24 protein-coding genes, 2 pseudogenes and 1 riboswitch are annotated in these 26,174 nt (G+C 46.1%); of the genes and pseudogenes, 11 read left to right on the top strand and 15 right to left on the bottom strand.

Going from position 1 to position 26,174, the window contains the following annotated elements:
- Positions 1–305 precede the first annotated feature (305 nt).
- The 4 genes from KNP94_RS12800 to KNP94_RS12785 form a co-directional block, all read right to left on the bottom strand.
- Entirely contained in the window at positions 306–1,121 is an 816-nt protein-coding gene (locus KNP94_RS12800; protein ID WP_214768917.1) for a MetQ/NlpA family ABC transporter substrate-binding protein, read from the bottom strand.
- Positions 1,122–1,154: 33 nt separating this feature from the next.
- Positions 1,155–1,820 carry a methionine ABC transporter permease gene (locus KNP94_RS12795; RefSeq protein WP_214767083.1) on the bottom strand — a complete coding sequence of 222 codons (666 nt, stop codon included), beginning with the start codon at positions 1,818–1,820 and terminating at the stop codon, positions 1,155–1,157.
- Complete coding sequence (locus KNP94_RS12790) at positions 1,810–2,823, bottom strand: methionine ABC transporter ATP-binding protein (RefSeq protein WP_214768915.1); 1,014 nt, start codon at positions 2,821–2,823, stop codon at positions 1,810–1,812. The genes KNP94_RS12795 and KNP94_RS12790 overlap by 11 nt, the downstream gene beginning before the upstream one ends.
- 83 nt (positions 2,824–2,906) lie before the next feature.
- Positions 2,907–3,013: riboswitch (SAM riboswitch) on the bottom strand.
- 62 nt (positions 3,014–3,075) lie between these two features.
- The gene (locus KNP94_RS12785) at positions 3,076–4,263 is read right to left on the bottom strand and encodes an aminotransferase class I/II-fold pyridoxal phosphate-dependent enzyme (RefSeq protein ID WP_214768912.1); all 1,188 of its coding nucleotides are present in this window, start codon (positions 4,261–4,263) and stop codon (positions 3,076–3,078) included.
- 166 nt (positions 4,264–4,429) lie between these two features.
- On the opposite strand from KNP94_RS12785, the gene KNP94_RS12780 reads away from it, so the two are divergent.
- Entirely contained in the window at positions 4,430–6,037 is a 1,608-nt protein-coding gene (locus KNP94_RS12780; RefSeq protein ID WP_214768909.1) for an alpha-glucosidase, read from the top strand.
- A 650-nt stretch (positions 6,038–6,687) separates the two neighbouring features.
- Here KNP94_RS12780 and KNP94_RS12775 read toward each other — a convergent pair.
- The 3 genes from KNP94_RS12775 to KNP94_RS12765 all read right to left on the bottom strand — a co-directional run bounded on the left by KNP94_RS12775 (position 6,688) and on the right by KNP94_RS12765 (position 8,810).
- The gene (locus tag KNP94_RS12775; RefSeq protein WP_088837856.1) at positions 6,688–7,395 is read right to left on the bottom strand and encodes an MBL fold metallo-hydrolase; all 708 of its coding nucleotides are present in this window, start codon (positions 7,393–7,395) and stop codon (positions 6,688–6,690) included.
- A gap of 107 nt (positions 7,396–7,502) precedes the next feature.
- A complete protein-coding gene (locus KNP94_RS12770; RefSeq protein ID WP_214768907.1) occupies positions 7,503–8,306 on the bottom strand; it encodes an SMP-30/gluconolactonase/LRE family protein in 804 nt (267 codons plus the stop codon).
- A gap of 240 nt (positions 8,307–8,546) precedes the next feature.
- Positions 8,547–8,810 (bottom strand): metal-sensitive transcriptional regulator, encoded by a 264-nt coding sequence (locus KNP94_RS12765; protein WP_088837854.1) that lies wholly within the window; start codon positions 8,808–8,810, stop codon positions 8,547–8,549.
- A gap of 229 nt (positions 8,811–9,039) precedes the next feature.
- On the opposite strand from KNP94_RS12765, the gene KNP94_RS12760 reads away from it, so the two are divergent.
- The gene (locus tag KNP94_RS12760; RefSeq protein WP_088837853.1) at positions 9,040–9,585 is read left to right on the top strand and encodes an RNA polymerase sigma factor; all 546 of its coding nucleotides are present in this window, start codon (positions 9,040–9,042) and stop codon (positions 9,583–9,585) included.
- Positions 9,585–10,343 (top strand): anti-sigma factor, encoded by a 759-nt coding sequence (locus KNP94_RS12755; protein ID WP_214767092.1) that lies wholly within the window; start codon positions 9,585–9,587, stop codon positions 10,341–10,343. The genes KNP94_RS12760 and KNP94_RS12755 overlap by 1 nt, the downstream gene beginning before the upstream one ends.
- 159 nt (positions 10,344–10,502) lie before the next feature.
- Here the strand turns inward: KNP94_RS12755 and KNP94_RS15975 are convergent.
- Positions 10,503–10,715 (bottom strand): annotated as a pseudogene (locus tag KNP94_RS15975) (zinc ribbon domain-containing protein); the annotation flags it as partial.
- 2 nt (positions 10,716–10,717) lie between these two features.
- A pseudogene (locus KNP94_RS15970) lies at positions 10,718–10,894 on the bottom strand (helix-turn-helix domain-containing protein); the annotation flags it as partial.
- A 201-nt stretch (positions 10,895–11,095) separates the two neighbouring features.
- Between KNP94_RS15970 and KNP94_RS12745 the strand changes: the two are divergent.
- Entirely contained in the window at positions 11,096–13,138 is a 2,043-nt protein-coding gene (locus KNP94_RS12745; protein ID WP_214768905.1) for a putative bifunctional diguanylate cyclase/phosphodiesterase, read from the top strand.
- A 263-nt stretch (positions 13,139–13,401) separates the two neighbouring features.
- Here the strand turns inward: KNP94_RS12745 and KNP94_RS12740 are convergent, their stop codons facing one another.
- Genes KNP94_RS12740 through KNP94_RS12730 form a run of 3 tightly spaced genes read right to left on the bottom strand, consistent with a single transcriptional unit; the run spans position 13,402 to position 15,434 of the window.
- Positions 13,402–13,749, bottom strand: coding sequence for an iron-sulfur cluster biosynthesis family protein (locus KNP94_RS12740; RefSeq protein WP_088837850.1), 348 nt, complete (start codon positions 13,747–13,749; stop codon positions 13,402–13,404).
- 51 nt (positions 13,750–13,800) lie between these two features.
- A complete protein-coding gene (locus KNP94_RS12735; RefSeq protein ID WP_214767096.1) occupies positions 13,801–14,529 on the bottom strand; it encodes a tryptophan-rich sensory protein in 729 nt (242 codons plus the stop codon).
- Between the two features lie 59 nt (positions 14,530–14,588).
- Positions 14,589–15,434 (bottom strand): DegV family protein, encoded by an 846-nt coding sequence (locus KNP94_RS12730; RefSeq protein WP_214807155.1) that lies wholly within the window; start codon positions 15,432–15,434, stop codon positions 14,589–14,591.
- Between the two features lie 192 nt (positions 15,435–15,626).
- Here KNP94_RS12730 and KNP94_RS12725 point away from each other — a divergent pair, with 192 nt between their 5' ends.
- From KNP94_RS12725 to KNP94_RS12700, 6 genes are all read left to right on the top strand, one after another.
- On the top strand, positions 15,627–16,172 hold the full coding sequence (locus tag KNP94_RS12725; RefSeq protein WP_088837847.1) for a helix-turn-helix domain-containing protein: 546 nt from the start codon (positions 15,627–15,629) through the stop codon (positions 16,170–16,172).
- 12 nt (positions 16,173–16,184) lie between these two features.
- Positions 16,185–17,279 carry an ABC transporter ATP-binding protein gene (locus KNP94_RS12720; RefSeq protein WP_088837846.1) on the top strand — a complete coding sequence of 365 codons (1,095 nt, stop codon included), beginning with the start codon at positions 16,185–16,187 and terminating at the stop codon, positions 17,277–17,279.
- Positions 17,276–18,085: an ABC transporter permease gene (locus tag KNP94_RS12715; protein WP_204251404.1), complete on the top strand. Its 810-nt coding sequence runs from the start codon at positions 17,276–17,278 to the stop codon at positions 18,083–18,085. Before KNP94_RS12720 ends, KNP94_RS12715 begins: the two co-directional genes overlap by 4 nt.
- Entirely contained in the window at positions 18,082–18,885 is an 804-nt protein-coding gene (locus tag KNP94_RS12710; protein WP_088837844.1) for an ABC transporter permease, read from the top strand. The genes KNP94_RS12715 and KNP94_RS12710 overlap by 4 nt, the downstream gene beginning before the upstream one ends.
- A 15-nt stretch (positions 18,886–18,900) precedes the next feature.
- Positions 18,901–19,962: an ABC transporter substrate-binding protein gene (locus KNP94_RS12705; RefSeq protein ID WP_371816049.1), complete on the top strand. Its 1,062-nt coding sequence runs from the start codon at positions 18,901–18,903 to the stop codon at positions 19,960–19,962.
- A 129-nt stretch (positions 19,963–20,091) separates the two neighbouring features.
- A complete protein-coding gene (locus tag KNP94_RS12700) occupies positions 20,092–20,601 on the top strand; it encodes a hypothetical protein (RefSeq protein WP_215115755.1) in 510 nt (169 codons plus the stop codon).
- 33 nt (positions 20,602–20,634) lie between these two features.
- Here KNP94_RS12700 and KNP94_RS12695 read toward each other — a convergent pair whose 3' ends face one another.
- Positions 20,635–21,243 (bottom strand): YktB family protein, encoded by a 609-nt coding sequence (locus tag KNP94_RS12695; RefSeq protein WP_029331532.1) that lies wholly within the window; start codon positions 21,241–21,243, stop codon positions 20,635–20,637.
- A gap of 122 nt (positions 21,244–21,365) precedes the next feature.
- Between KNP94_RS12695 and KNP94_RS16160 the strand changes: the two genes are divergently transcribed.
- Positions 21,366–23,060, top strand: coding sequence for a GGDEF domain-containing protein (locus KNP94_RS16160; RefSeq protein WP_215115754.1), 1,695 nt, complete (start codon positions 21,366–21,368; stop codon positions 23,058–23,060).
- Positions 23,061–23,267: 207 nt separating this feature from the next.
- On the opposite strand, the gene KNP94_RS12685 is transcribed toward KNP94_RS16160, so the two are convergent.
- Both KNP94_RS12685 and KNP94_RS12680 read right to left on the bottom strand, forming a co-directional pair.
- Complete coding sequence (locus KNP94_RS12685) at positions 23,268–23,918, bottom strand: homing endonuclease associated repeat-containing protein (protein WP_215115753.1); 651 nt, start codon at positions 23,916–23,918, stop codon at positions 23,268–23,270.
- A 278-nt stretch (positions 23,919–24,196) separates the two neighbouring features.
- On the bottom strand, positions 24,197–25,846 hold the full coding sequence (locus KNP94_RS12680) for a peptide ABC transporter substrate-binding protein (protein ID WP_215115752.1): 1,650 nt from the start codon (positions 25,844–25,846) through the stop codon (positions 24,197–24,199).
- Positions 25,847–26,174 lie beyond the last annotated feature (328 nt).

Here is a 26,174-nt window from a genome sequence, read left to right as displayed (position 1 = left end):
CGTTGCCTCTTTCCCTTACAGGTCAAGATGCAGGGTCTCGCCTGCCTCTGACAGCGCAAGCAAGCCTTGCGCTTTTTCCCGTAGGAGTCACGTGGAAGCAAATCTTTTTAGGCTTTCTAATGGAAGAAGACCTGAGAAAGGCTGCGATTCGGGAAGGGGGAGCGACGAGTAACAGAGATACTATCGAAAAACCGGACGGCCCACCCCTGTTATTGAAAGGAGGTGGAGCCGTCCGGTTTTTTATGGCGTTTATTCTTTTGAGAAGTGGCGAGAATAAGGTCTTTCCGTAAAAGTGACACTTCTGCTCAATTCGCCCAGTCTGGTTTGCTGAATCCTTTGAATGATTTTTCGATCACTTCATTAAAATCATCCGATTTGACGACAGCGGTTAAGTCTTTGGCCAGTTGTTTGTCTTCGTCACTTGTCTTAACAGCGACTAAGTTGCGGTACTGCTCGTTCATCGTCTCGAGTGCGAGTGCATCGAGTAAGTCGAACTTCGCAGCAAGTGCGAAATTTCCGGGAACGGCTGAAATATCGACACTTTCGACAGCGCGTGGAAGCTGAGCGGCTTCAAGCGGTTTGATGACGAGTTTCTTTGGATTTTTGATGATGTCCTTTTCTGAGACGGTCAGTGGATCGGTATCTGCTTTTAGTTCAATCCAACCTTGATCCGCTAACAGGTTCAAAGCACGTGCCTGGTTCGTCGGATCGTTCGGTGTCGCGACTTCAGCGCCTTCTTTGACATCGTCCAACGTTTTATAGGACTTGCTGTATAATCCCATCGGTGCGGTTGGGACAGTGATCAGCCCTGTGAGGTCGAGATTTTTTTCTTTCGCAAACGTTTTTAAATAAATCGAATGCTGGAACAGGTTGGCATCGATATCACCGCTCCCGAGGGCAAGGTTCGGTTGAATGTAATCACTGAATTCGACGATTTCGACTTTATAGCCTTTCTTTTCGAGTCCCGGTTGAATCGCTTCTTTGACCATATCGCTATACGGACCACTCGTCGCCCCGATTTTGATGGACTTCGTTTCTTCATTTGCACTGCTGTCACCGCATCCGGCTAAGATGCTTGCTCCTAATAATCCTGTTGCTAAAAAGGCATAGCGTTTTTTCATCGTAATCTCTCCCTTGCGTTCTCTATTTGTAAGTTATCGTTTATCGGCGACACGTGCGAACCGGTTGCCGAGTGCCTGAATGACTTGAATGATGACGACAAGCACGACGATCGTCATGATCATGACGACGTTATCGTACCGGTAATAACCGAACCGGATCGCGAGGTCACCAATTCCGCCGCCACCGACGATCCCTGCCATCGCTGAGAATCCGATCAGGCTGATCAAGGTCAACGTCAAGCCTTGAATGATTCCGGGCAATGCTTCCGGAAGGAGAACACTGATAATGATGCGAAGCGGTTTCGCCCCGCACGCTTCTGCTGCTTCAATCAAGCCGGGTGGAATCTCACGGAGTGAGGTTTCGACGAGTCGGGCGAGAAACGGAATCGCGGCGACGCTCAAACTGACCGAGGCGGCAGCGGGACCGATTGTCGTCTTCGTGATGAGTTGCGTCAATGGAATCAAAGCAACGAGTAGGATGATGAATGGTAACGAGCGGACGATGTTGATGGCGAAGTCCAACGTCGTTCGAATGAAAACATTTTGGAAAAAGAGTCCGCGGTCGGTGATGAATAATAAAATCCCGAGTGGAATTCCGATGATGATGGCGAAGGCGAGTGAAATGCCGACCATGAAGGCCGTCTCTCCGAGTGCTTTCGTTAAGTCGGGAAGCATTGTCGTAAACCGGTCAAGCGACATCTTGAATCACCTCGATTGCGTGCAACTGTCCCTCGAGCCAGGTTAAGGCACGATTCACATGCAGTGTCGGTCCCGTCAAACTGACGATTAAGACGCCAAACGCGACGTCCTGAATGTAGTCGACCTTCCCATGCAGGATGCTGACTGCGATATCGAATTGTTTGATGGCTTCAGATAAGGTACTCTCACCTGTTTTTTCACCCGTGAACTGAAGTCGAATGACTTTGCCGGGTGTCGTCCGTAAAATTCGTTCCGGCAACTCGATTTGGAGTGCCGTATCGACGTAATGTTTTGTGACCGGATGTTCGGCTTGACTAAATATGGCGTAAGTCGAAGCGACTTCGACGACTTCACCGTGCGCCATGACGGCAACGCGGTGACAAATTTGTTTGACGACATCGATTTCGTGGGTGATGAGGATGATCGTCAAACCGAGCCGGGCGTTCAAATCTTTCAGTAAATCGAGAATCTGGAGCGTCGTCACCGGATCGAGCGCTGATGTCGCTTCGTCACAGAGTAAGATGTTTGGATTGTTGGCGAGCGCTCGTGCGATGCCGACGCGTTGTTTTTGTCCACCACTGAGTTGGCTCGGATAGTTCGTCTCGAATCCTTCGAGTCCGACGAGTGCCGTTAATTCTTGAATCCGTTTCGGGAACTCACGCCGTTTGACACCGGCAGCCTTTAAGGCGAACGCGATATTGTCGGCAACCGTGCGGGACTGAATCAGTTGAAAGTGTTGAAAGATCATACCGACCCGGAGACGGAGTTTGCGGAGAGACGTTTTGGAGACACGTGATAGATTGGCTCCGTCTACTATGACCGTACCGCTCGTCGGTGTCTCGAGTCCGTTAATCAACCGTAAGAGTGTACTTTTTCCGGCGCCGGATTCACCGATGATGCCGAAGATTTCCCCTTGTTCAATCGTTAAGTTGACATCGTTTAATGCAAAAATCGGTGTGCGGTCACGGACAAATTGTTTTGTGATGTGTGCGAACTCAATCATGATGTTTCCCTCCCTATACAAAAAAATCGCTTTTTTCCAGTTAGAGAGCAACCAGAAAAAAGCGACGAATTGTAGAATTTCGTAACTTATCTCTCAGAACAAAAGAAGTTCTGTAGGATGTGGCACCGTTCCATTACTGGTGGTTGCCGGACGTCGTTGGGCCTAATCCCTCGGTCGCTCTCGATAAGTAGCTATGCTGTTGGGATTTACTTTAACGGAAATGATTCCCATCTGTCAAACGTTTTTTCAGAATTATTCGGCAACGGCGGTTTGGAAGAGCTGAAGGGTCCCGATTCGTTTGACAGCCTCGACGAGTCGGTCGACATCGGCAATCAGACTGATCCGGACGTAACCTTCACCGTATGTACCAAAGAAATGACCCGGTGTCACGGCGACGTGCGCTTCGTCGAGCAGGTGATCGGTGAAGCTTTGTGACGTGAAGCCGGACGGAACAGGGAGCCAGACGAAGAACGAACCACCCGGAACCGGTCCTGCCCAGCCGATTTCGTTTAATGCACCGAACAACGCATCGCGTCGCGTCTCATACAAGGCGCTCAGTTCACGGACACATGTCTGATCGCTTGAAAGTGCGACCGTCGCTGCATGCTGGATCGGTGTGAAGGCACTGACGTAAAGGTGTTCCTGGTATGTTTCGATGCTCGCGATGACGGATGGATTACCGATCGCAAAGGCGATCCGAAAGCCGGACATGTTGAATCGTTTTGAGAGCGAAAACAGTTCGATTCCGACGTCTTTTGCCCCTTCCGTCTGGAGGAAACTACGTGTCGGACCATCGAAGCTGATCCCGCCGTACGCTAAATCGTGGACGACACAAATGTCGTTTTCATCAGCGAATGCGACCGTCTGTTCAAAGGCTTTCGCTGTCGCCGTCGCACCGGTCGGATTACTCGGGTAGTTGAGGAACAACATCCGGGCCCGTTCGACGTCGAGCGAATCGAGGAGGTCATAGTCAGGCAAAAAGCTATTTTCAGCGAGAAGCGGAAGCGTGATTGGATACGCACCGGCAAGTGCTGCGCCCGACAAGTAATCCGGGTAACCGGGATCCGGGACGATGACTCCTTCACCGGGATTGACGATCGTCTGCGGAAGGGCGACGATGCCGGCCTTGCTTCCGAGTAAAATCGCGACTTCTGTCGCCGGATCAATCGACACGCCAAATTCTGATTCATAAAAATTAGCGACGGCCTGCTTTAAGAAATCATGTCCGCGAAACGGGGGGTACTGGAGATTACTTGCATCATCGATGGCTTGTTTTAAAGCATCGAGAATATGTACGGGTGTCGTTTGGTCCGGCGTTCCTTGACCAAGCGTGATGACGTCGTGTCCTGCGGCTTTGACGGAACCGATCCGTTGGGCAAGTTCTGCGAAGACGGGATCGGGCAAGCGATCGATGGCGATCGATGGGGCGAAATGTTTCATCTCTGTTCCTCCTTCGGGTATTGTCGTCAAGAATAGCGAATTTTCAGTCAAAATGAAAGAGGTTTTTTAAAATCCCTTAAAAATTAGAAGAACATTCCAATTTCAGACGATGTTCTTGATACACTAGACAAGTAATCGATTGACTACTAGACGGGAGATGGAAAAGATGAATCGGACCTGGTGGAAAGAAGCCGTCGTTTATCAAGTGTACTGGCGGAGTTTTAACGACTCGAATGGAGACGGGATGGGGGACTTGCGGGGCGTGATCGAAAAGCTCGACTACATCGCCTCACTCGGGGTGGGTGTCATTTGGCTTAACCCCTGTTATACATCACCTGATATCGACAACGGTTACGACATCGCTGACTATTACGGCATCATGGAGAAAGCCGGCACGATGGCAGATTTGGACCAGCTGATTGAATCGGCGCATGCGCGCGGCTTAAAAATCATTCTCGATCTTGTCGTCAATCACACAAGTAATCAACATCACTGGTTTGAGGAGTCGCGCCGTGATCAAACGAATGATAAGTCAGATTGGTACATTTGGCATGACGGGGAAAAAGGAACACCACCAAACAATTGGCGGTCGTATTTTGCGCCGAGTCCATGGACGTGGGATGAAGGACGGCAACAGTACTATTTTCATTCGTTTGCGTCAGAACAACCTGATTTGAACTGGGAACAGCCTGCCGTCCGTCAAGCTGTCTACACGATGATGCGATGGTGGATTGACCGAGGTATCGATGGTTTCCGGATGGATGTCATTAACTTGATTAAAAAACGAGCGGCGTTTGACGATGTGGAGGATCCGTTTGACTTGTCCTACTTAGGCAATCAACCGGGAGTCCATGAATTTTTACAGGAGATGCATCAGGAAGTTCTTGCGGGGAAAGACTTGTTTACGGTCGGGGAGATTCCGTTTGTCGGTCCCGAAGACGGGCTGTTATATGTCAGCGAAGAACGTCAGGAGTTACAGACGTTGTTTCATTTCGAAGTCGCCGATGACATGGAAGAAATGGACCTGTTGCGGTATAAACAGATTCAAAAACGGTGGTATGATGCGCTGTACCCGAAAGGCGTCACTTCACAATTTTTGAATAATCACGATCATACAAGACAAGTCACGCGCTTCGGTAGCGAGCGCTATCGTGTCGAGAGCGCCAAGTTACTCGGCTTGATGTTACACACGTTACCGGGTATCCCGTATGTCTATCAAGGAGAAGAAATCGGGATGACGGGTATTCGTTTCTCGGATGCTTCTCTGTACCAAGACGTCGCCTTCCGTAATCGTTACGAGGAGCGCGTCGCAGCGGGAGAGCCGAGTGGCGCTGTCTTGTCATCGATGCAGCTACGGGCGCGGGATAATTCGCGGACACCGATGCAATGGGATGATAGCCGGGCAGGCGGATTTACGACAGGGGCACCATGGATGACGGTCAATCCGAACTATAAAACAATCAACGTGCAGGCAGCTGAACAGGATCCGCAATCGGTTCTCGCGTTTTACCGGGAGTTGATTCAATTACGAAAAGAACATCCTGTCATGGTGTATGGCGTGTATCGTGATTTGGCGATTCAGGATCCTTATCTTTACGTATATGAACGGGAATTCGCAGGGGTGACGTGGCGAATCGTCTTGAACGTCCATGATGAACAGGTCGAAACGACATTCGCCTTACCGAATGAACAGTTACTTCTCTCGAACTATGAAGAGAGTGCAAGTGAGATCTTACAGCCCTATGAGGCGCGTCTGTACCAAACGAGTCGGTGAAATAGTGAAGGGTTTCATCTTAGGAAAATACAAGAAAGTGACACGCTAGAAAAAGTGCCGTGGTTTTGAGGAACATTCTGATCGAGGGTCATGACAAGAGTTAGGTCCCGCTGATTTCGAACGGGCTGATGAAAAAAGAAGGAGCTGACTCAAGAGTCGCTCCAACATCAATCAGAGTGACGGACGGTTTTGTTATCCTCACCGCGAATCGCGCTACCTTTTCCCACAGGGGTCGAGGATGAACGTTCCCGTCCTCCATTAAGTAAATGGCCGATGACCCACTTTTGACGGGATCATCGGCCATATCTATACAAATGTTTATTGTTTCAGATAGTTGAGTGTTTGACTGAGATACGTATGGAAAAAGTCCTGATTCCTTTTAATCGAGAGTGGTTCCCGCTTTTGAGTCAGACCCTTTGAGCGTGTAGAAAAACGTGTGCGAGAAGTGAATACGCTATGTCTAGATGCGATCAGTTCCTCGTCTCGTCTTCAAAGCGACAGGGGCGCGAACGATTGCTTTTTTCGGTTTAATGCGATTCAAGACGGATTGCGCTCTAAATCGGCTGCATGAATTGTCTATACTTACGCTTTTACCTCCCGCACTTCCTGCTTTTTAAGCAAGGTAAAGGGTTCGGTAGATTGTTGTGGGATCAGCGTTTTAACAATTGTTCAAACCGATCGACAGCTTCACGCATTTCATAGCTCGGTGCGAGAACGAGAGGACCATGTCCAGTCGCAAGGATGTCGGGCGTCAGTTCCGTCAATTGATGGGCGGACTTCAAGGCGACGTCTTTATCCCAAGTCGCGAGAGCAGGGAACGGGAACTGCCAGCGCGTATCGCCGGAAACAGCGATTCCGCCTTGTGTTTGGAAGGCATCTCCGGCAATCAACGTCCGACTGCCTTCATGCCATAAGGAAATCGAGCCCGGGGTGTGCCCAGGAGACGTAATGACGCTCAGGCTTCCGACTTGTTGGCCGCTTTCAAGCAGACGGTCTGGTCGTGTCTTGATGTTTTTCGGGATGCCCCCTTTTAAGGGTGTCGTCTCTCCTTCACGAAGCGATTCGTCACCGCTAAGAAGCGCTGCGTCGCGGTAACTGATTGCCACTTCGGCGAGTGGAAAGGCATTCGCTAAGAAGTCGAGTGAACCGACATGATCAGCGTGGGCATGCGTCAAGATGATGGAACGTAACGGTTTGTGATGGGACTTGATGACGCGATGGATTGCTTTGGCGTTCAGTGAAATCCCGGTATCAATCAAGGTCAGGCTGTCGGCTTCTTCAAAAAGGTAACAGTTGACCGGGAAAAAAGATGGTGTCGTCTGTAATTGATGGAGTCGTTCAATCGTTGAGATCCGCATAGCGTTTCACTCCCTCGTTAAAATAATCGTCGATACTTTAGTATCACCTGTTTTAGTACAGACGTCTACAAAAAAACTCCTCGACTGGACCGAGGAGTAAACAAAAATTAATACGTGACTTCGAAGACGGCACCAGCATGCGCAGAATCGTCTCCATCTGCCGCTGTCGTGACGAGCAGACGATCTTCATAAGCGATTGGGCACGTCGGATTTGCAACCGGGAACTCGATGTGTGCGAGCTTCTCACCCGTTTCAAGATTCCAACGTGTGATGCAAGAACCGGCATAATGCGCGATGAAAACATGTCCATCCCGGTCTTTCGTCATGCCGTCCGGAAAACCATCTTCTTCTTCTAAATCGATTGCTACGCGGCGATTCGTCAAGGGCTGATCAGGTGCGTAGTCAAAGGCGTAGACTTTTTTAGTCGGTGTGTCGATATGGTACAGCGTCGTTCCGTCCTCTGACCAGACGAGACCATTTGAGTTCGTGAGGCTTTCGAGCAAGACATCAATCGAGCCATCGTGACGCAAACGGTAGAGACTGGCCGTTTCCCCGTCCTCTTCATTGATGCTACCGGCTACATACTGCGCAGATGGATCGAGTTTACCGTCGTTCATCCGGTCCGAGTCGGGCATCGTCAACTTCGTTTCGAGTGAGAGATGACCTTCTTTCAGATCGAATGTTCCGAAACCATGTTCTGAAGTCACCCGGAGAAAATCAGGGGCATCAGTTAAAGCGATTGAAGTGATCGCGCTCGGTACCTGGAACGGCTTCAAGGCCTCAGTCGTCAAATCATATGAAAAGAACAGCTTGTTTGGAATGTCAACGAAATAAAAGCGTTTCGTTTTGGCGTCATAGACAGGCGATTCGCCTGTTTTACATGCTACATCAATAAAAAGTGAGACTGTCATATATGTTCCTCCTACGTATGGTCTTGCTTGAATCAATCAAGTAAAGACAAATTACCATTGCTATCTTAATGAAGAGAGCGATATGAGTCGTTTGTGTCGTGATCTAAAATGAATCATAGTATCCACAGTAAATGTACCTGTTTTACTTTAATCTAAAACGTCCGCTCGAAAATTCAATCGATTCTATTAAAAAAAGGTCTTCAGCTCGGAAGTTTACCGAAATGAAGACCATCCTTTAAATTAACGGCTTTTGACAAGAAGACTGACAGCTTCCTTAACTAAGTCTTCTGTTTGTCCCTCACCACTGGCTTCAGCCTCTTTGACACATTCAATCAAGTTTGAGCTAACGACGACACCGATCGTCCGGTCCATTGCTGACCGTGCAGCGGATAACTGAGTGATGACGTCACGACAATCTTGACCTTCTTCCATCATCCGTAAAATACCGCGCAGTTGTCCTTCAATCCGACTGACCCGATTTTTCATCTTTTGATCGTAATCCATTCATTTTCCTCCATTCTAAGGTGCAACACGTATTCTCGATACCTTCATGCTATGCCCATCATGGTATTTCTGTCAATTCAATCGATTTTTCAGCTATATTTTTTGATAGAACAGGGAATATGGATGTGGTGGAGAAAAATAATCAAAATAACGAAAGAAAACTAAAACGATTTTGCGTCAGCTTGCGTATACTATATGATAAGGCTGACTAATCACAAGGGGGAGAAGGATGCATACTCAATCCGATGAATCGCTTTATCATCAGATGCGTGGAGGAGATGAACAGGCTCTTGAAACGTTATATGATAAATACGAGAGGCTGTTGTTTTCATTCGCACATCGCTTTACGAACAACGATCGATTATCTGAAGAAGTTATTCAAGAAGTCTGGATGAAGATATGGAATGGACGTGTTGACTTCAATACGGAGAAAGGAAAGTTTTCTTCGTGGGTGTTGACGATTACCCGAAATGCTGCGCTTGATTGTTTACGGCGTGAAAAGCGACAACCGACAATTGAAATTGAAGAACGAGACGGTGGGTTTGATGAACCGGTCGAACGAACGGTCGTCGAACGGGAAACCGCTTCTGAAGTACGTGAAGCGGTCCAAGCATTGAAACCGGAGCAACAAGAATTAATTGAGCTTGTCTATTTTAAAGGGTTAACGCAACAACAAATCTCAGATCAGCTCGAATTGCCCCTCGGAACGGTGAAGACGAGGATAAGGAGTGCGATTCAAGCGTTACGAAAATTATTGGAAGGGAGGGAACGTTGATGGAAGAACGTTGTCATGATTTAATTGATTACTTTAATGGAACGTTATCTGCAGCCGATCGAGACGCGTTCGAAGCACATCTTGCGACTTGTGACGACTGCAAGCAGGCGCTACAAGAAATGGAAGAATTGATGCTTCCCATCGCGGAATCACTTCCAGAACGACCGGTACCGGCTGGGATGAAATCAAGAATCTTAGGAGAAGTCCTTGCTTCGTCAAACGAGACGGATCAAGAAGCGCCTAACATTGTGAAAACAACACAGCCGACACCGGAACATGCCTCGGAACTCGAGACAAAACGTGCGAAAAAGCAAACGAGACGAAAAGTCCCACTCGGTTGGTTAATGAGCATTGCAGCGGTTCTCTTATTATCGCTTGGAGCGAACGCCTATTTCTTAGCGCAAGATGAACCAGAACAAACAGAAGCGTTAGCGCTGGATGAAGTGAACGGCATGGGAAACTTCGAGAGTACGGCTTCGATTCAAGGATCGAGCATGATCTTTACGAAAGACGATAAAGAATACATGCTCGTTCAATTGAAAGACTTGCCACCGCTTAAAGAAGGCGAGTTGTATCAGATGTGGACGATTCAAGGCGATCAAGTACAGGCGAACGGAGTCATCGAACAAGATGGTCAAGCAGCAGCAGTCTTTGCACTCAAAGGCAGTGGCAAGATTGATGCCGTCGCAATTACGGTCGAACCTGAACCAGATTTAGAACAACCAACCGGAGCAGTCATTGCATCCGCTACACTATAAGAGAAGAAATGTCGAGAGATCCACAAATGTGGGTCTCTTTTTTGTATATTTCGTACAAAATAGTCGAAAAACACATCAAACTGTTTGAACTACCTCCACCTACGCTTCGCTTAGAGGTGGAGAATTCCTGAGTGATCCGACCTCACGGTCGAAAATTGATCAGGCTAACCCCGTCGTCCCGACGGTTGAAGAAGCTAAGAGGCGTTCAGCTTCTTGTTTGAGGTTCAGTCCTGCGTTCACATCACGGTCGTGGTGGATGCCGCAACTCGGGCATGTCCATTCACGCAAGCCAAGATGTTTCACGTCTTTGTGTTGATGTCCGCAACTGGAACACAGTTGACTAGAGGCGAAGGTCTTGCCGACTTTCACGACGGGAGTTCTTTCGAACAAGACCCGTAGGACAGTCCTTTACCTGTCGCTTTATATGTCTCATCCCACTTCGCTAAAAAGTGGTTGAAGACGAAGCGCGAACAACCGATCGTCTTCGCAATCAGGATTTCCTGTTCTTTTGCCGGGTAGATTCTGAATGTGTAGGCCTTGTGTGTCAACATGATGTTCACCTCCTTACAACGGATATACCCGAAAGAGAGGTGGCGATTCATCTCCCACTTTCACTCGGGCTTCACCCGAATTGTTTAGAATTGGGCGTATTCTCGCCTGATTTTGATAAAAATTCGAAACAGTACTGAAAGAAATGACGAATTAAGACGATACTAATAGGAATGTCAGTCAAAAAGAGAGGCACTTACACAATGAATGAATGGATCATACTACCGAAACACTATGAAGAGGCACTGGTCATCCTATCGGTTATCGTCGCCATTGTCGGATCCTACGCCTCGCTTGAACTCAATCGACGCTTGGCTAAAGCGACATCCTTAAGAAAACGAACACTGCTTCTTTCATCATTGACGATGGGGTTATCGATTTGGGGCATGCACTTTATTGGAATGGGTGCATTCGAATTATCGGTCGCGGTCAATTATGACTGGGTCCTGATGTTACTCTCGGTCGTACCCGCGATCACGGCTGCATGGATTGCCTTTTATTTATTATATTATTCTGCGATTACGCGTAAAAAAGTCGTGCTTGCAGGTTCACTCATCGGGATTGGAATTACAATGATGCATTACCTGGGGATGGCCGCGATGCAGTTTGGGGGAGATATCCGTTATGACACCGGCATCTTCACTCTTTCAGTGTTGATTGCCGTGACGGTTGCCTATGTGGCGCTATTATTGCTTTATATGACGCGCCATGTCGACAAAAAACGCATTTTAATCCCTGTCGCGACATTGATGGGCTTAGCCGTATCAGCGATGCATTACGTAGGCATGCTCGGAACGACATTTTGTATCCCGGCTGATTCCACTACCGTTTTATCAAATGACCCGATCACGTCGAACATCTTGAGTGAAGTGGCGATTCCAATCTTTATTTTAATCATCTTGATCACGGGACTCTACATCCACTTGGAACGACGTGCACTTCAAATGATGGCCTATACGGACCATTTGACGGGGCTGCACAATCGGCGCTGGCTTGACCATCACATGATGAAGGTGGATGGACAATACAACCGCTCGAAACAAACGATGGCGATGGCGTTGATTGATTTAGACGGCTATAAATGGATTAATGACACATTCGGTTTTGATCAAGGGGATACGATCATTCGTCAGTTTGCAGATCGGATTAAAGAAATCCTCGGCGAAGAAGAAGCCTGTATCCGCTACAACGGAACACAATTTTTCTTGATTAAACAAGTCGATACGGAACAACTTGAGGCTTCATTTAATCAGGTGCTCGAGCAAATCCGTCAACCGATGCTCCTTGAAAATCAAGAGATTCATTTAACTGCGACGATTGGTGTCATCTTGCCGAATCCGGAAGAAACGTTAGAGATGCGGATTGGTCAGATGGAGAGTGCCTTACGGGCTGGAAAAAATGAAGGGCGCGATCGGTTTGTTTTATATGATGAATTGATTCACTCGGATCGACGGGAACAGTTGATTGTCGGTTCACTCCGAAAGGCGATGACCGATTACAAAGAATTTAATCTCGTCTATCAGCCGAAGATTGCGTTAGCGACAGGGAAGGTCGAACAAGCAGAGGTCCTGATTCGGTGGAACCATCCGAAACTCGGCTTCATCTCACCGGCCGAGTTCATTCCGATTGCTGAAAAGTACAGTTTGATCCATAGACTGACGGAATGGGTCCTGAAGGAGACGGTCCACCAGATGGAGTTGTGGAAAAAGGAGGATCATTTCATTCGTCAAGTGTCGGTCAACTTATCAGCGATGCACTTCCGGTCCGAGTCTCATAATTCAATGATTAAAGAGATTGTCCATCATTCACTCGAACGCGGGGGAGAGCTTCATCTTCAACTCGAAATTACGGAAACCTCTGTCATGGAAAACTTGGAACGGGCCCTGATGATGCTTGGTGAACTGAAACAGTTGAGTCTGACGATTGCTTTGGATGACTTCGGGACAGGGTTGTCTTCATTGACCCACTTGAAGCACTTACCAATCGATATCTTAAAGATTGATAAATCGTTCATCGATGAGGTTCCGCATGACGAGCGGGGCACGGCCATCACGGAAATGATCATTCAATTAGCGAAAAGTCTCGGAATTGAGGTCGTGGCGGAAGGTGTCGAAACACTCGAACAACACGAATTTTTAAAACGCCTCGGCTGTGATTATGGACAAGGGTATTATTATAGCCGTCCGATGAACGTCAAGGACTTGGATCAGCAGACGATTGAGCGCACAGTACGTGATGTCGGCTAAAAAAATGTTGTTTTTTAAATCCAATCACGGATTGGTTACGTAAGCTAGATAAGCACGCCGGCATGATGCGTGCGAAAATATGGGGGACGAAAAACGTATTGGTAGTAGGTTAATCGGGCGGAAAAACCTACTCGACTCGTGTACGATGCAGACAGAACTCTAGTACATTTTATAGATGACCGTGACTCTGTAATCAACGCAGCCTCTGTCTGTCCAACTATTACAAAAGGCAGCTTCCACAAGGGAGGCTGCCTTTTTTGTACTTACCGATTCGGTGTCAACTGACAGCCGGTATGATCGGTCACAAGAACATTCGTATTGAAGTATTGTCCGTCGCTTTTTAAAATCAGTGATTTTGATTCTTCTTTATAATCGAGTGTCATGTCTTGATCGAGAAAGTGACTCGACCAACGTTTGACGAGGACGGGACCGACATTTGAATCAATCGTCATATCTTCGTCAGTCGCCGACTCGACGAAACGGATACTGAAGATACCGGAGTTTCCACAACCGCATCCTTCTGTGTCGTAATAAAGATGAAGCTGTCCTTTAATGTCACCGCGCAATTGTTCAATCCGGTCAAGTGCGGGACGTGTAAATGTGATGTTCATGACAATCACTCCTTTATCTCCAGTATACGCGTGTTTCAAACAGAAATAACGTTACTTGCTCACATGGATTTGCCGACGCATCCGGACGAGTAAGAAGACGTATCCTGCAAGAAGGACGACGACGCTACCGAGGACGACCGTATCAACGAGACCGTCATCTGATTTAAAGTTGATCGCGATATAGGCCCAAACGAAGACGAGCGGATAAATCGGATCGCGGTTCGCAAACATAAAGATGAGTGCGACAATGACACCTACCGGAAGCATGATCATCGTCCAACCGGCGTCACCGATGCCGAGCAACTTCGTGATGCCTTGCGTCTGCATGACGATGAAGACGTTAACGATTGTCGCGACCGAGACCCAGCCGATGTAAAGGGAGAACGGGACTTTAAAACGAAGGGCTTTTGTTTCGCGATCGACCTTCGAGTAGATGACCATCAAAGAAGCGAGTAGACCAATCATGACGACGAGCGTCAATGGGAAAAGTTTGTAAGCGAATGTGACGATCCAAGCGGCATTAAAGAGACAACTAATCAAAAACCAAGGACCGATTTTTTTTGCGATTTCATGTTCTTTGAATTTCGGGATGGTCTGTAAAATCAACCAAACAAGTAAAACACCATAAATGAGTCCCCAAATCGAGAACGCATACCCGGCAGGTTTGAACAACGTCGGAATCGTATCGGAAATACGACCGGTTTTCCCACCGTCGAGTGCGTTAACTGTTACAGCAAAGATGAAACCAAGCCAGTTCAACCAAATCCATTTATTTTTCAATAGAAAAACCTCCTTTAATCTCTAAAGAAGGTTTACCCTGAATCTTTCAGTTTTAGACATTAGTGTCGGCTTGTCGGATTCAAGAATGACATGCCAATCGCCGGATTCCCGGTGTGTGAGCCGAGGACAGGCGTAAGATCGTCAATACGAATCGAGACATCGAAGCGCGCCTCAAGTTTTACCTTCCATTCCCGTGCTAAGTCGTACGCTGTGGCATGAAACAGTGAAATATCCGTTACGTCACCACGTTCAAGGATTTCGACGAGATGATCATAAATTTTGGAGTGTGCTTTCTTGAAGGTCCGAACCGTCTGGTAAGGAACGATTTTGCCCTCCTCGAAGTGGAAGAGCGGGCGTAATTGAAGTAAATTACCGACGAAAGCTTTCGTCGATGAAATGCGACCGCCAGCTTGCAACTGTTTTAAGTTTTCGACGGTAAATTCGATGTGATGATCGAACCGTCGTTTTAAAATCATCTGTTCGATTTGTTCAATCGCAACTCCTTGTTCTGCTAACTGGATCGCTTCCGCAAGTAATTGTCCTGCTGGATAGATACCGCAACGGGAATCAATCGCAATCAGACGAAAACCGGCAATTTCTGCTCCTTGAATGGAAGCATTATACGTACCGCTCAGTTCGCTTGATAAATGAACGGCAAATCCGAAGTCATAGTCTGCTTTTAGTTTTTCATAGTGTTCCGTAAAAGTCCCAATCGAAGGTTGGCTTGTCGTGACCTTATGACCGGCATCGATCCAGCTATAGACAGTCTCAGCATTGACATCGACACCGTCGATAAAACTTTCACCATCCTTCATGACAAGTAACGGGACGATCGTTAAGTCTTGATGGTCGACGATTGAGTTTGGCACAATCGTCGTACTGTCTGTAATCCAAGCAATGCGCATCGTGAATTCCTCCTCATTTTAGTACCTGATATTAATTGTAGGTGTAAGCGTTATCGGTGTCAAACCCTCCTGAAAAAAGTGAGTAATTTCCCTTGCTAAAAAAAGTCAGTACGCTATAATCGGTACGTGATTAGTAAACTTCCAGTCGTCTTATACTAAACTCAGGAACAGTATGGGAGAGGAGGGCGTAAAGTGCGTACGATTGGCAATAAAATTAAAAACCTGCGTCTTCAAAAAGGATTGACACAAGAAGAGCTCGGGGAAAGAACCGATTTAAGTAAAGGATATATTTCGCAAATCGAGCGAGAGATCAGTTCTCCCTCGATTGAGACATTATTTAGCCTCCTTGAAGTATTAGGCATCTCAGCAAGAGACTTTTTCGATGAGGAGGCGCTGAATCAGAAAGTCGTTTATACACGAGACGATGTCACGAGTTATGCCGATGAGGAACGAGGGTACCACGTCACCTGGTTGATTCCGGAGTCGAATGAAAAAGAAATGGAGCCGGTCCTGTTGACGCTTGCTGCGAACAGTTCATTTAAAGCTTATGAACCGTCCGGATCGGAAACATTCGTTTATGTCCTCAAGGGTAACGTGACACTCGCACTCGGTCGACAAATATTCCGGGCGAAACAAGGTGAGACGTTCTACTATAAAGCGTCAGAAATCCATCAACTACGAAACGAGTCAGCGACGGAGGCGAAACTTCTCGTCACAGCAACCGACTCGTATCTTTAAGGAGGAACTAAAGTGACAACGAATACGATCATTCAATTCAAAGAAGTATCAAAACAGTTTGACGACCAAACCGTCCTCGACGGTGTCAGCTTCGAAATCGAGCGGGGGAAGTTCTACACATTGCTCGGCCCATCCGGATGCGGTAAAACGACAGTCCTGCGCTTGATTGCCGGTTTTACGGAAGCGACAGCGGGTGAAATCATCTTCAATGGAAAACGGATTAACGATGTTCCGGCGAACAAACGTCAAGTCAATACGGTTTTCCAGGATTATGCCTTGTTCCCGCACTTAAACGTCTTCGAGAACATCGCCTTCGGCCTTCGAATCAAAAAGGTCAAAGAAGCAGACATTAAGCAACGTGTCCTTGATGCGTTGAAGTTCGTTAACTTATCAGGCTACGAAAAACGTGAAATCACAGAGATGTCGGGTGGACAACGTCAACGTGTCGCGATTGCCCGGGCAATCGTTAATGAACCGGAAGTGATTTTACTGGACGAACCCTTGTCAGCACTCGATTTGAAGTTGCGGACGGAGATGCAATACGAGCTGCGCGACTTACAGCGTCGTCTTGGGATTACGTTCATCTTCGTCACGCATGATCAAGAAGAAGCGCTTGCGATGTCGGATGAAATTTTTGTCTTAAATCATGGTTCAATCCAACAATCGGGGACACCGACCGACATTTATGATGAACCGATCAACCGCTTCGTCGCCGACTTCATCGGTGAATCGAACATCATTCCGGGACGGATGTTAAACGACTACCTCGTTTCGTTCGCTGAAAAAGAATTTGAATGTGTCGACCGGGGACTTGAATTGAATGAGCCAGTCGAAATCGTCATCCGTCCGGAAGACTTAGAAATCACGAATGTCGCCCAAGGGAAGTTACAGGTGACGGTCGATTCACAACTCTTCCGCGGCGTCCATTATGAAATCGCCTGTATCGATGAAGTCGGAAATGAGTGGCTCGTCCATAGCACGAAAAAAGCGACAGTCGGTGAGCATATCGGTCTGACATTTGATCCGGAAGCGATTCATGTCATGCGTCTGAATGAGACGGAAGAGGACTTTGATAAACGGCTTGAATCGTACGATGGGGTGTTATGATGCAAAAAACACGTAACTGGTACCTGATTCCCTATACATTTTGGATTGCCTTGTTCGTCATCGCACCAATCGTGCTTGTCATCTATTATTCGTTCCTTGATTTAGATGGAAACTTCTCGTTCGTCAACTATCAGAATTTCTTTACCTCGACGTATTTGACGATGACGCTCAGTTCATTTTGGTATGCTTTTTTAATCACGTTGTTTTCGCTTGCGATCGGTTATCCGACGGCCTATTTATTGACGAAAACGAAGCATAAACAACTTTGGTTGCTCTTGATCATCTTGCCGACCTGGATCAACCTGTTGCTGAAAGCCTATGCTTTCATCGGATTGTTCAGTACGTATGGGCTTGCGAACCAAACGCTTGAAGCGATTGGCATCGGGCGCAAACAAATCCTGTTCACGGACTTCAGCTTCGTGTTCGTGTCGGTCTACATCTTCATCCCGTTCATGATTTTGCCGATTTTTAATGCCATCGAAAAGTTAAGTCCGTCGCTCGTTTTTGCGGCACGTGACTTAGGGGCATCGAACTTTACGACATTTCGTCGTGTCGTCTTCCCGTTGACGATTGATGGTGTGAAGTCAGGCTGTCAACTTGTCTTCATCCCGGCGTTATCACTCTTCATGATTACCCGCCTGATTGCCGGGAACCGTGTCATCACGCTCGGTACAGCAATTGAACAACAATTTCTTGTCACCCAAAACTGGGGGATGGGTGCGACGATTGCCGTCTTCTTGATTATCGCGATGGCCATCATTCTCGCCTTGACGAGTACAAAACGGAAGAAAGGAGCGACGACATGATGAAACGGTTTAAACTGGCAAACCTATATTTGATTGGTGTCTTCATCGTCTTGTATGCTCCAATCTTCTATCTCGCATTCTATTCGTTCAACAGTGCAGATAACATGACGAACTTTGATTCCTTCACGTGGGATTGGTATAAGGAAGTCTTTCAAGATTCACGCCTCTTGATCATCGTCTTGAATACACTCGTCATCGCCTTGCTCTCAGCAGCAATCTCGACGATTGTCGGTGTGTTCGGTGCAATCGGGATTCAAGCAGTTCGGAAAAAGCGGATTGAAACGTCGCTCCTGACACTTAATAGTATTTTGATTGTCAGTCCGGATGTCATCATCGGAGCATCGTTCTTAATCTTCTTTACGATGCTTGGGATTCAACTTGGCTTTACATCCGTCTTACTGTCGCACATCGCGTTTTCTGTCCCGATCGTCGTCATCCTCGTCTTGCCGAAACTGCAAGAGATGAGCCCGACGCTCGTTGATGCGGCACGTGATTTAGGGGCAAGTCGTTTGGACGTCCTGACGAAAGTCATCTTGCCGTACATCACACCGGGGATCTTTGCCGGATTCTTTACGGCACTGACGTACTCACTTGATGATTTTGCCGTGACATTTTTCGTGACGGGGAATGGGTTTACGACCTTATCCGTTGAAATCTATTCATTGGCACGCCAAGGGATTTCGATGAAAATCAATGCCTTGTCGACCGTCATCTTCTTATTTACGTTCTTACTTGTCATCGGCTACTATTTCTTGAACCAACGTTCTGTAGCGAAGTTGTCACGACCGGAGGTGAAATGACCGTTGAAAAAATTAATCCAATTGTTCGTAACGATTTTTCTAATCTCGGGCGTCATCCTGTTTGCTTTGAACCGCTTAAACGCGACACAAGGCTATTCCGGGGGAAATGTCTTGAATATTTACAACTGGGGGGATTACATCGACCCGGACTTAATTGATCAGTTTGAAGAAGAGTCAGGAATTAAAGTCGTCTATCAGACATTCGACTCGAACGAAGCGATGTTGACGAAGATTGAGCAAGGAGGGACGACGTATGATATCGCCGTTCCTTCAGATTATGCGATTGCGAAGATGATTGAAGAAGATCTCGTCATCCCGATTGATCAATCGAAAATTCCGAATCTCAAGCATATCGATGATCGTTTCCTTGATTTGCCGTTCGACCCGGGCAATCAGTATTCGATCCCGTATTTTTGGGGGACGGTCGGCATCGTCTACAATCAAAAACTGCTTGATGGAAAAGAACCAACGAGTTGGAAAGATTTATGGGACCCTGCCTTTAAAAATCAAATCTTATTAGCGGACGGAGCCCGTGAAGTGATGGGGATGAGTCTAAACAGTCTCGGTTATTCATTGAACGAAACGGACGAAGATAAGCTGCAGGAAGCAAAAGCGAACTTGATGGACTTGACGCCGAACGTCAAAGCGATCGTTGGAGATGAAATCAAGCTACTGCTCGCAAACGAAGAAGCTGGAATCGGGGTCGTCTGGTCCGGTGATGCCAATGAAATCATGAGTGAAAATGAAGACTTGAACTACGTCATCCCGTCAGAAGGATCGAACGTTTGGTTTGATAATGTCGTCATTCCAAAAACGGCGGAAAACGTCGAAGGGGCACATGCGTTCATCAACTTCATGTTGCGCCCGGACATCGCTGCGAAGAATACGGATTATGTCGGCTACTCGACACCGAACAAAGATGCTTTAAAACTCCTCGACGCAGAGGTACGGGAAGACGAACGGTTCTATCCGGATAAAGCTGTGACGGATACACTCGAAGTCTACAAAAACTTGGGGAAAAAGATGCTTGCCCATTACAATGAATTATTCTTAGAGTTTAAAATGCATAAAAAATAACAAAGGACTGGTATCCCACGGATACCAGCCTTTTTTAAAATATTTTTCTAAAAAATGTATGGAAGATGAGTATTTTTTGAGAAATGGGGGAATGAGTTATTTAACAAAGCATTTTTAGGAGGTAACACCATGAAACGAATCTTAGGACTTATCTTAACAGCAGCTCTTGCCGTCAGCGTCGTGTCAGGCACTTCATATAATCAATCAGCAGAAGCAACGAAACCAACGGATGTCAATTGGCTTCAACATATTAAGAAGAACGCCGATTATGCTAAGTCACTCGACAAAAACGTTAAACTTAACCGAACGACACTCGCACAGGTACATAGTGCATATAAAGGTGAAAAAAATTCGAACTGGTGCCAAAGTGGTAACGGGCTTATGACACCCGATCGTTCCGTTCATTATTGTTCGACGTACGGAGTAAAAGACAGTAAAGCAAAAGTTTCAGCAATCGTATATGATCCGAAAATGGTCAAACGCACGATTTCTGTCAAGGAAGTAAAAAAAGCGTATCCAACTGCTAAACTTGATCCAATGTTCAACACGATGACCGTTTCAGCGAAAAAGGTCAACATTTATCTAAATTTAAATTCTGACCGTACACAAGTCATGTCAATTCTAGTAAAATATAACTAATGAGAAAAAGGATGACCTTATAGGCCATCCTTTTTATTTAACCTTTTTATAGACCGGCACGAGATGGTCGTAGGTATTTCGAATCAATTCAAGTAATGCATCATGGGACATTGTGCTGACTTTTTGGGCGGAAACATGCCGTCCGATTAAAAATTCAGCTTTTTTTACATCACGAAAACGAACTAATCCTTGTTCAAGGTTTGCATCAGTCACACGAACTGCTTCTTTTTTCATGTGATCGTAGGAAATGACGAAGTCCTCCGGTAAGTCCTGTAACAAATTTTGTTGCTCGAGAAGTTGCGTCGCGTATTGTTGTTTATTAGGAAGCTCGTAGATATAAGCGAGCCAAATGAACAAATGATCATCAAAGAGTCCGACTTGGAAATGCGGATGTTTTTTATAACCACGTTTGTTTGGAGAAAACGCCATCCACGTATCATTAGGCGGGTTTACCTTGCGTCTTGCATGTTGTGCGATGTGCACATACATATCCTCTGCGAGATTGACTGTCAAATCGGGTGAGACTTCAGCGCCGATTTGCCGGAAAACAGGTTGTATCCGTTCCCGGATCGCTTCCATCCGGTTTTCTAACCCTTCGATTTCAAACGCTTCGAAGGCTTCCTTTGTAAATTGAGTACTCATGTATTCATCACCTCTGTTTACATTGTAACAAACCCGTCTAGGAAAAAGAGCGTTTGAAGATTTTCTTAGGTGCAATGCAGTAAACTTAAAAAATAAAAATTTTTTAGGAAGGGGAACTCAACGTGCGTCGTTTTCAACAATATCTCCTTCGAAGCTGGGTCGTGTTCTTTATCGTCGTGATTGTCATTGATCTTATCGCAAGAGAGAACGGATACAGCCTCAGCATCGATTACTTTACATTCTTTTTGGTAGTAGCGTTATCGACGATTTTTGTCGTCGACCCGGTTCGTCGAAGACATATGAGTTTTACGTTCCACTTTGGTTTTGTCCTGTATACCTTTTTAACATACGGATTGTTATCAGCGATTTGTGTCGGACAATTGACGATGCTGATTTACCAATTGCGTTCTTTTCATACGGCAATCGGACGACGGCGTATGCTGCACAATTATCCATTCAACGTCACGCTTGAACTCTTATTGATTTTGCCGGCAGGTTTAGCCTACAATGCGCTCGGTGGAACACACGGTCCGGATTTTTCACTCATCGGGAATATCGTACCGCTCGTGACGATGGTCGTCATCATGTGGGTCGTCCTCTTGTTCCAATATACATTGTCGAATTTCTTACTCGGAGAGAATATCCCAAGCAGCGTCATGATCCCGTTGCTACGTTTTGAAGCAGTCGTCATTACGGCAGAACTGTTATTTGGAGTCTTTAGTACCTTGATGGCCCAAAACAATGGAATCAGTGCGTTGGTCATGACGGCATTTGCATTATTCATCATCAAACGTGCGCTCGGCAGTTCGGTTCATGCGAGTGACCGGATTGAACACTGGGAACAGATTGAGCGTCTAAAAGAAGCAGCGTGGCAGGACGGGGATTCCCAGTTCATCATCGAACGCTACTTAAAACAACTCAATCAATTCGTTAAACCTGACATCGCCTGGATAAAGTTTGATTTTGGAGAAGGAAAGACAGTCTATTATTCGCTGAAAGATGGACGGAAATTAAAAGCGGATCACGTCGAAGGAATCATCATCGAAGAATTGATTGAAAAAGAGGAAGTTCTCCTTTACGGCATGCAACAGGAGTGGGACATTCGCCTCTACGATTGTCTTCCTGAAGAAACACAATCGATTTTGTTCATCAAACCGGAAGCGACGGAAACCATCAATTGCTCGTTATTTTTAGCATCGGAAGCAAGTGGTGAATTCACGACAGATTTTGGTTATGAGCTGTATCGTGCATTACGTGTGTTATCCTGGGCCGTTGAACGGGCCCAAGAACGACAACATCTTTTAACCGATAGCCGGACAGACGCCATGACAAAATTACCGAACTACCGTGCCTTGCAAGAGTGGGGCGATCGACGAATCAAGCAAAAGGATTTGTATCCGTTCTCGGCATTGATGATCGACTTGGATCACTTTAAGCAAATCAATGATACCCATGGTCACGAAATCGGAGATGTTGTATTGTTCGAGGTCGCTAAACTCTTGATGCAGGCGACACGCATCACAGACCTTGTTGCGCGGTACGGTGGAGAAGAGTTCGTCGTATTATTACCGAATACGGACATCGAATCGGCACGAATCGTTGCAGAGCGCATCCGTGAGACGCTACACGCCAATCCAATCGAAGTATCCGGTCATTCGTTAGAAATCACCGCAAGCATCGGAATCGATACGCTGAAAGAGTTAGGCGATCTTGCGAGCCTGATTCGAAATGCAGACCGTGCGATGTACGTAGGGGCTAAATTCCAGGGGCGTGACCGCGTTGCTTCATACCAAGAGTGGAAAGAAAAAGTAATTTAATATAACGGTGCTGACTCATATGTGTAGCCAAAACAATCTTTTTGACAGACGTTTTCGTTCTACATCAAATCAAGTGGCCGATGCTTCCATCTTTTCACGGAAGCATCGGCCATTACTATTAAACATAAAACAGCCCAGTCGAGGCGTCGACTGGGCTGTTTAGCGTGTGAACTATAAAGTAGGAAGAAAATGAATGCACTAGACTGATTATTGCGCTTGTTGGTTACTCATACGGATTTCACTCTCGATCGCATGAATAGCGGCTGACCATGAACCATAGCGATGAAGCAATGCTTTTGTAGACGGTTTGTTGTTTCGTTTCGCCCACTCACGGTAAGCTTCAAAAGACAATGAGAATCCGACTTCTTCAATTGCTTGTCGAAGTGATGCAGCAAGCTCTGCTTTTGAATACGTGACGCTTGCTTCGAGTCCTGCTGCTGTGCAGGCATCATGCCAGGAACCAAACATCTTCACGATATGATAGTGGCTCGGTGCATGGTGGACCGATTTCCGCCAAATTTGGTACTTCTTCAAGGTAATCGTCGAACCGACATCTTTCGCGTACCGGTGGAAAGATTTTAGAATTTCATCTTTCGTATATTTCGGTGCCCGCTCCAGCTCTTCCGGTTGCTGATCGATATGCCATTCAAAACCTGCAGCAGATAAAGCTTCCGGCCACGAACCAAATTGACGGATGATGTTTTCAGGTAATGGCCAATCATGTATAACGGCATAGCGGCGGTAGATCGTCCGGCGTGGCCGGTCTTGAATCAGTTCGCCGACTGCACGGATGGCTTCAATCATCTCGATTTGTTCTTCTGTGAATGTTTGTTGACTCGTCAGTACACGTTGCTTCAAAGATGAGTCCTCCTTCCTAAATAATCGTAGTGTTGAGGCAAAAGTCCTCTATATAGAATGTATCGGCACTTTTTCATTAAATCTGAAGAATTACCGCGAATTATTGTAAAAAAAAGTGAATTTAGTTTCTTCTGCATAAGTATAAATGGAAGTAATACAAATGAAAACAGAATGTTACCACTTTTTAATTAATATCTAAAAAACAGTACATTCGCCTCATATGGAAAAAAAGACCAGACCCGCGTAAAGCGAGGCTGGCCTTTAGAGATCTTGTATGCTTATTTTCCTTCGATGTATGTCCATTTGAACGAAGTATCCGCTCCGACTTTGTGGTTGACGATTCCTTTAACGTAAGGTTTACGTAAGAGGGAAGCTCCACGTTGGTACATGACAGAGATTGCTTGATCGTCTTCGAGTAAGACTTTTTCAGCATCCTTCAGTGACTGCCAGCGTGTTTCGGCATTTGCGTCTTTCATTGCAGATTTGATAAGTGAATCGTACTTGTCGCTTGAGTAACCACCACGGTTATACGGTCCACCAGTCATCCACATGTCGAGGAATGTCATTGGATCCTGGTAGTCAGGTCCCCAACCAGCGAATGAAAGTTCGAATTCACCTTTCGATTCAAGATCTAATTTGTTTTTGAACGGCTGTTGCTTGATTGTTACTTCAAGACCAGGAAGGTTTTTCTCCCATTCCCCTTTGAGGTATTCAGAGATTTTTTTCGAGTTGTCATCATCATATGAGAGAAGCTCGAGTTTAACTTTGTCTTTGCCTTCTGCTTTTAGACCTTTCTCAAATGATGCTTTTGCAGATGAAGCATCGAATGAACCGAAGCCTTCGTTGCCGTCGCGGAAGTCTTTTCCGTCCGGACCATTTGCGAATTCTTGCGGGACATAGTAGTAAGCTGGGATTGAGCCGTTGTTTAAGAGGACTTTCGCCATCTGTTCTTTGTCATATCCTGAGTCGATCGCTTTACGGATATCTTTATTTTTGAGCAATTCGTTTTTGAAGTTCATTTGGATATAGTACATCGATGCATCGAGACGTGTTTGGAAATCTTCATCATCTTTATATTGATCGACGAATTCGCTTGTCAAACCAACTGTATCGATTTCACCTTTTTCATACAAGTTGACAGCCGTTGAAACTTCTTTAACGACTTTGTAGTTAACTTCTTCAAGTTTAACTGCGTCAGTATCCCAATACTGGTCGTTCTTTTTGTACGACCAACCGACTTCTGTTTTCCATTCCGTTAGTTGGAATGGACCGTTGTAAAGGAAGTTCTCAGGATCCTTCGCGAAGTCTTTTCCTTTTTCTTCAACGAATTCCTGTTTAAGCGGCATGAATGAACCGAATCCAGTCAAGGCTTTGAAGTAGTCTGCAGGTTGTGTCAACTTAACTTCGAGTGTCTTGTCATTCACTGCTTTGACACCGACATCTTCCGCTTTCCCTTTACCAGTGTTGTAGCCTTCCGCTCCATCGATGACATACATGATATAAGCATATTGCGAACCGCTATCAGGATCGAGGACACGTTTCCAAGCATATTCGAAGTCTTTTGCTATGACATCGCTGCCGTCAGACCATTTTGAATCGCGTAATTTGAATGTGTATGTAAGTCCATCTTCCGAGACGTCAACACTTTCTGCAACACCTGGTGTTGGCTCTTGGTTTTCATCAAGACGGAAGAGACCTTCTTGAACGTTGTTTAAAACTGTGAAAGAAACAGAGTCTGTCGCGACTGTCGGGCTAAGTGCCGGGATGTCTGATCCGCTTGTTAAATTCAAGACTTGCTTGTCATCTGATTTTGCAGTGTCTTTCGAGCCGGATGTGTCTTTCGAGTCATCTGTTGATGAACAAGCTGCCAAGCTTGATCCTGCGATTGTTAGTGCACCAACGAGTGCGAGTGTTTTTTTCTTCTTCATAATGATAAGTTCCCTCCCAAGAATAAATATATATGATGATAAAATGAGTACCCGATAGTTAGAGCGATCCGGTGTCCTATGAAAAAAATAAGAGGGGTCATCGCCTTTTACTTTTGTTGAAGGAAAGCACCGGATCAACTTGTTTCTAATAATAAATACAATATTCAGAAAAATCAATAGAATATTTTCAGATTATTTCAAAAACATTAAAAATATGAGCAATACCAAGGTTTTTTATGTGACGAATTGTAATATTAAGTGCAACACCTAGCTGAAAACACAAAAAAAACCCATAACGGCCTCGTGTAGAATAGAGTTACCACACAAA

The organism is Exiguobacterium sp. s80 (assembly GCF_018618725.1).
Classification (GTDB): Bacteria; Bacillota; Bacilli; order Exiguobacteriales; family Exiguobacteriaceae; genus Exiguobacterium_A; species Exiguobacterium_A oxidotolerans.
Note: the sequence above shows the minus strand (reverse complement) of the source record. Positions and strands in the feature narration are given on the sequence as shown.

Excerpts from the sequence above, each read along its gene's own strand:
- KNP94_RS12800 (WP_214768917.1), bottom strand. The coding sequence starts at position 1,121 with ATGAAAAAACGCTATGCCTTTTTAGCAACAGGATTATTAGGAGCAAGC.
- KNP94_RS12795 (WP_214767083.1), bottom strand. The coding sequence starts at position 1,820 with ATGTCGCTTGACCGGTTTACGACAATGCTTCCCGACTTAACGAAAGCA.
- KNP94_RS12790 (WP_214768915.1), bottom strand. The coding sequence starts at position 2,823 with ATGATTGAGTTCGCACACATCACAAAACAATTTGTCCGTGACCGCACA.
- KNP94_RS12785 (WP_214768912.1), bottom strand. The coding sequence starts at position 4,263 with ATGAAACATTTCGCCCCATCGATCGCCATCGATCGCTTGCCCGATCCC.
- KNP94_RS12780 (WP_214768909.1), top strand. The coding sequence starts at position 4,430 with ATGAATCGGACCTGGTGGAAAGAAGCCGTCGTTTATCAAGTGTACTGG.
- KNP94_RS12775 (WP_088837856.1), bottom strand. The coding sequence starts at position 7,395 with ATGCGGATCTCAACGATTGAACGACTCCATCAATTACAGACGACACCA.
- KNP94_RS12770 (WP_214768907.1), bottom strand. The coding sequence starts at position 8,306 with ATGACAGTCTCACTTTTTATTGATGTAGCATGTAAAACAGGCGAATCG.
- KNP94_RS12765 (WP_088837854.1), bottom strand. The coding sequence starts at position 8,810 with ATGGATTACGATCAAAAGATGAAAAATCGGGTCAGTCGGATTGAAGGA.
- KNP94_RS12760 (WP_088837853.1), top strand. The coding sequence starts at position 9,040 with ATGCATACTCAATCCGATGAATCGCTTTATCATCAGATGCGTGGAGGA.
- KNP94_RS12755 (WP_214767092.1), top strand. The coding sequence starts at position 9,585 with ATGGAAGAACGTTGTCATGATTTAATTGATTACTTTAATGGAACGTTA.
- KNP94_RS12745 (WP_214768905.1), top strand. The coding sequence starts at position 11,096 with ATGAATGAATGGATCATACTACCGAAACACTATGAAGAGGCACTGGTC.
- KNP94_RS12740 (WP_088837850.1), bottom strand. The coding sequence starts at position 13,749 with ATGAACATCACATTTACACGTCCCGCACTTGACCGGATTGAACAATTG.
- KNP94_RS12730 (WP_214807155.1), bottom strand. The coding sequence starts at position 15,434 with ATGCGCATTGCTTGGATTACAGACAGTACGACGATTGTGCCAAACTCA.
- KNP94_RS12715 (WP_204251404.1), top strand. The coding sequence starts at position 17,276 with ATGATGCAAAAAACACGTAACTGGTACCTGATTCCCTATACATTTTGG.
- KNP94_RS12710 (WP_088837844.1), top strand. The coding sequence starts at position 18,082 with ATGATGAAACGGTTTAAACTGGCAAACCTATATTTGATTGGTGTCTTC.
- KNP94_RS12700 (WP_215115755.1), top strand. The coding sequence starts at position 20,092 with ATGAAACGAATCTTAGGACTTATCTTAACAGCAGCTCTTGCCGTCAGC.
- KNP94_RS12695 (WP_029331532.1), bottom strand. The coding sequence starts at position 21,243 with ATGAGTACTCAATTTACAAAGGAAGCCTTCGAAGCGTTTGAAATCGAA.
- KNP94_RS12680 (WP_215115752.1), bottom strand. The coding sequence starts at position 25,846 with ATGAAGAAGAAAAAAACACTCGCACTCGTTGGTGCACTAACAATCGCA.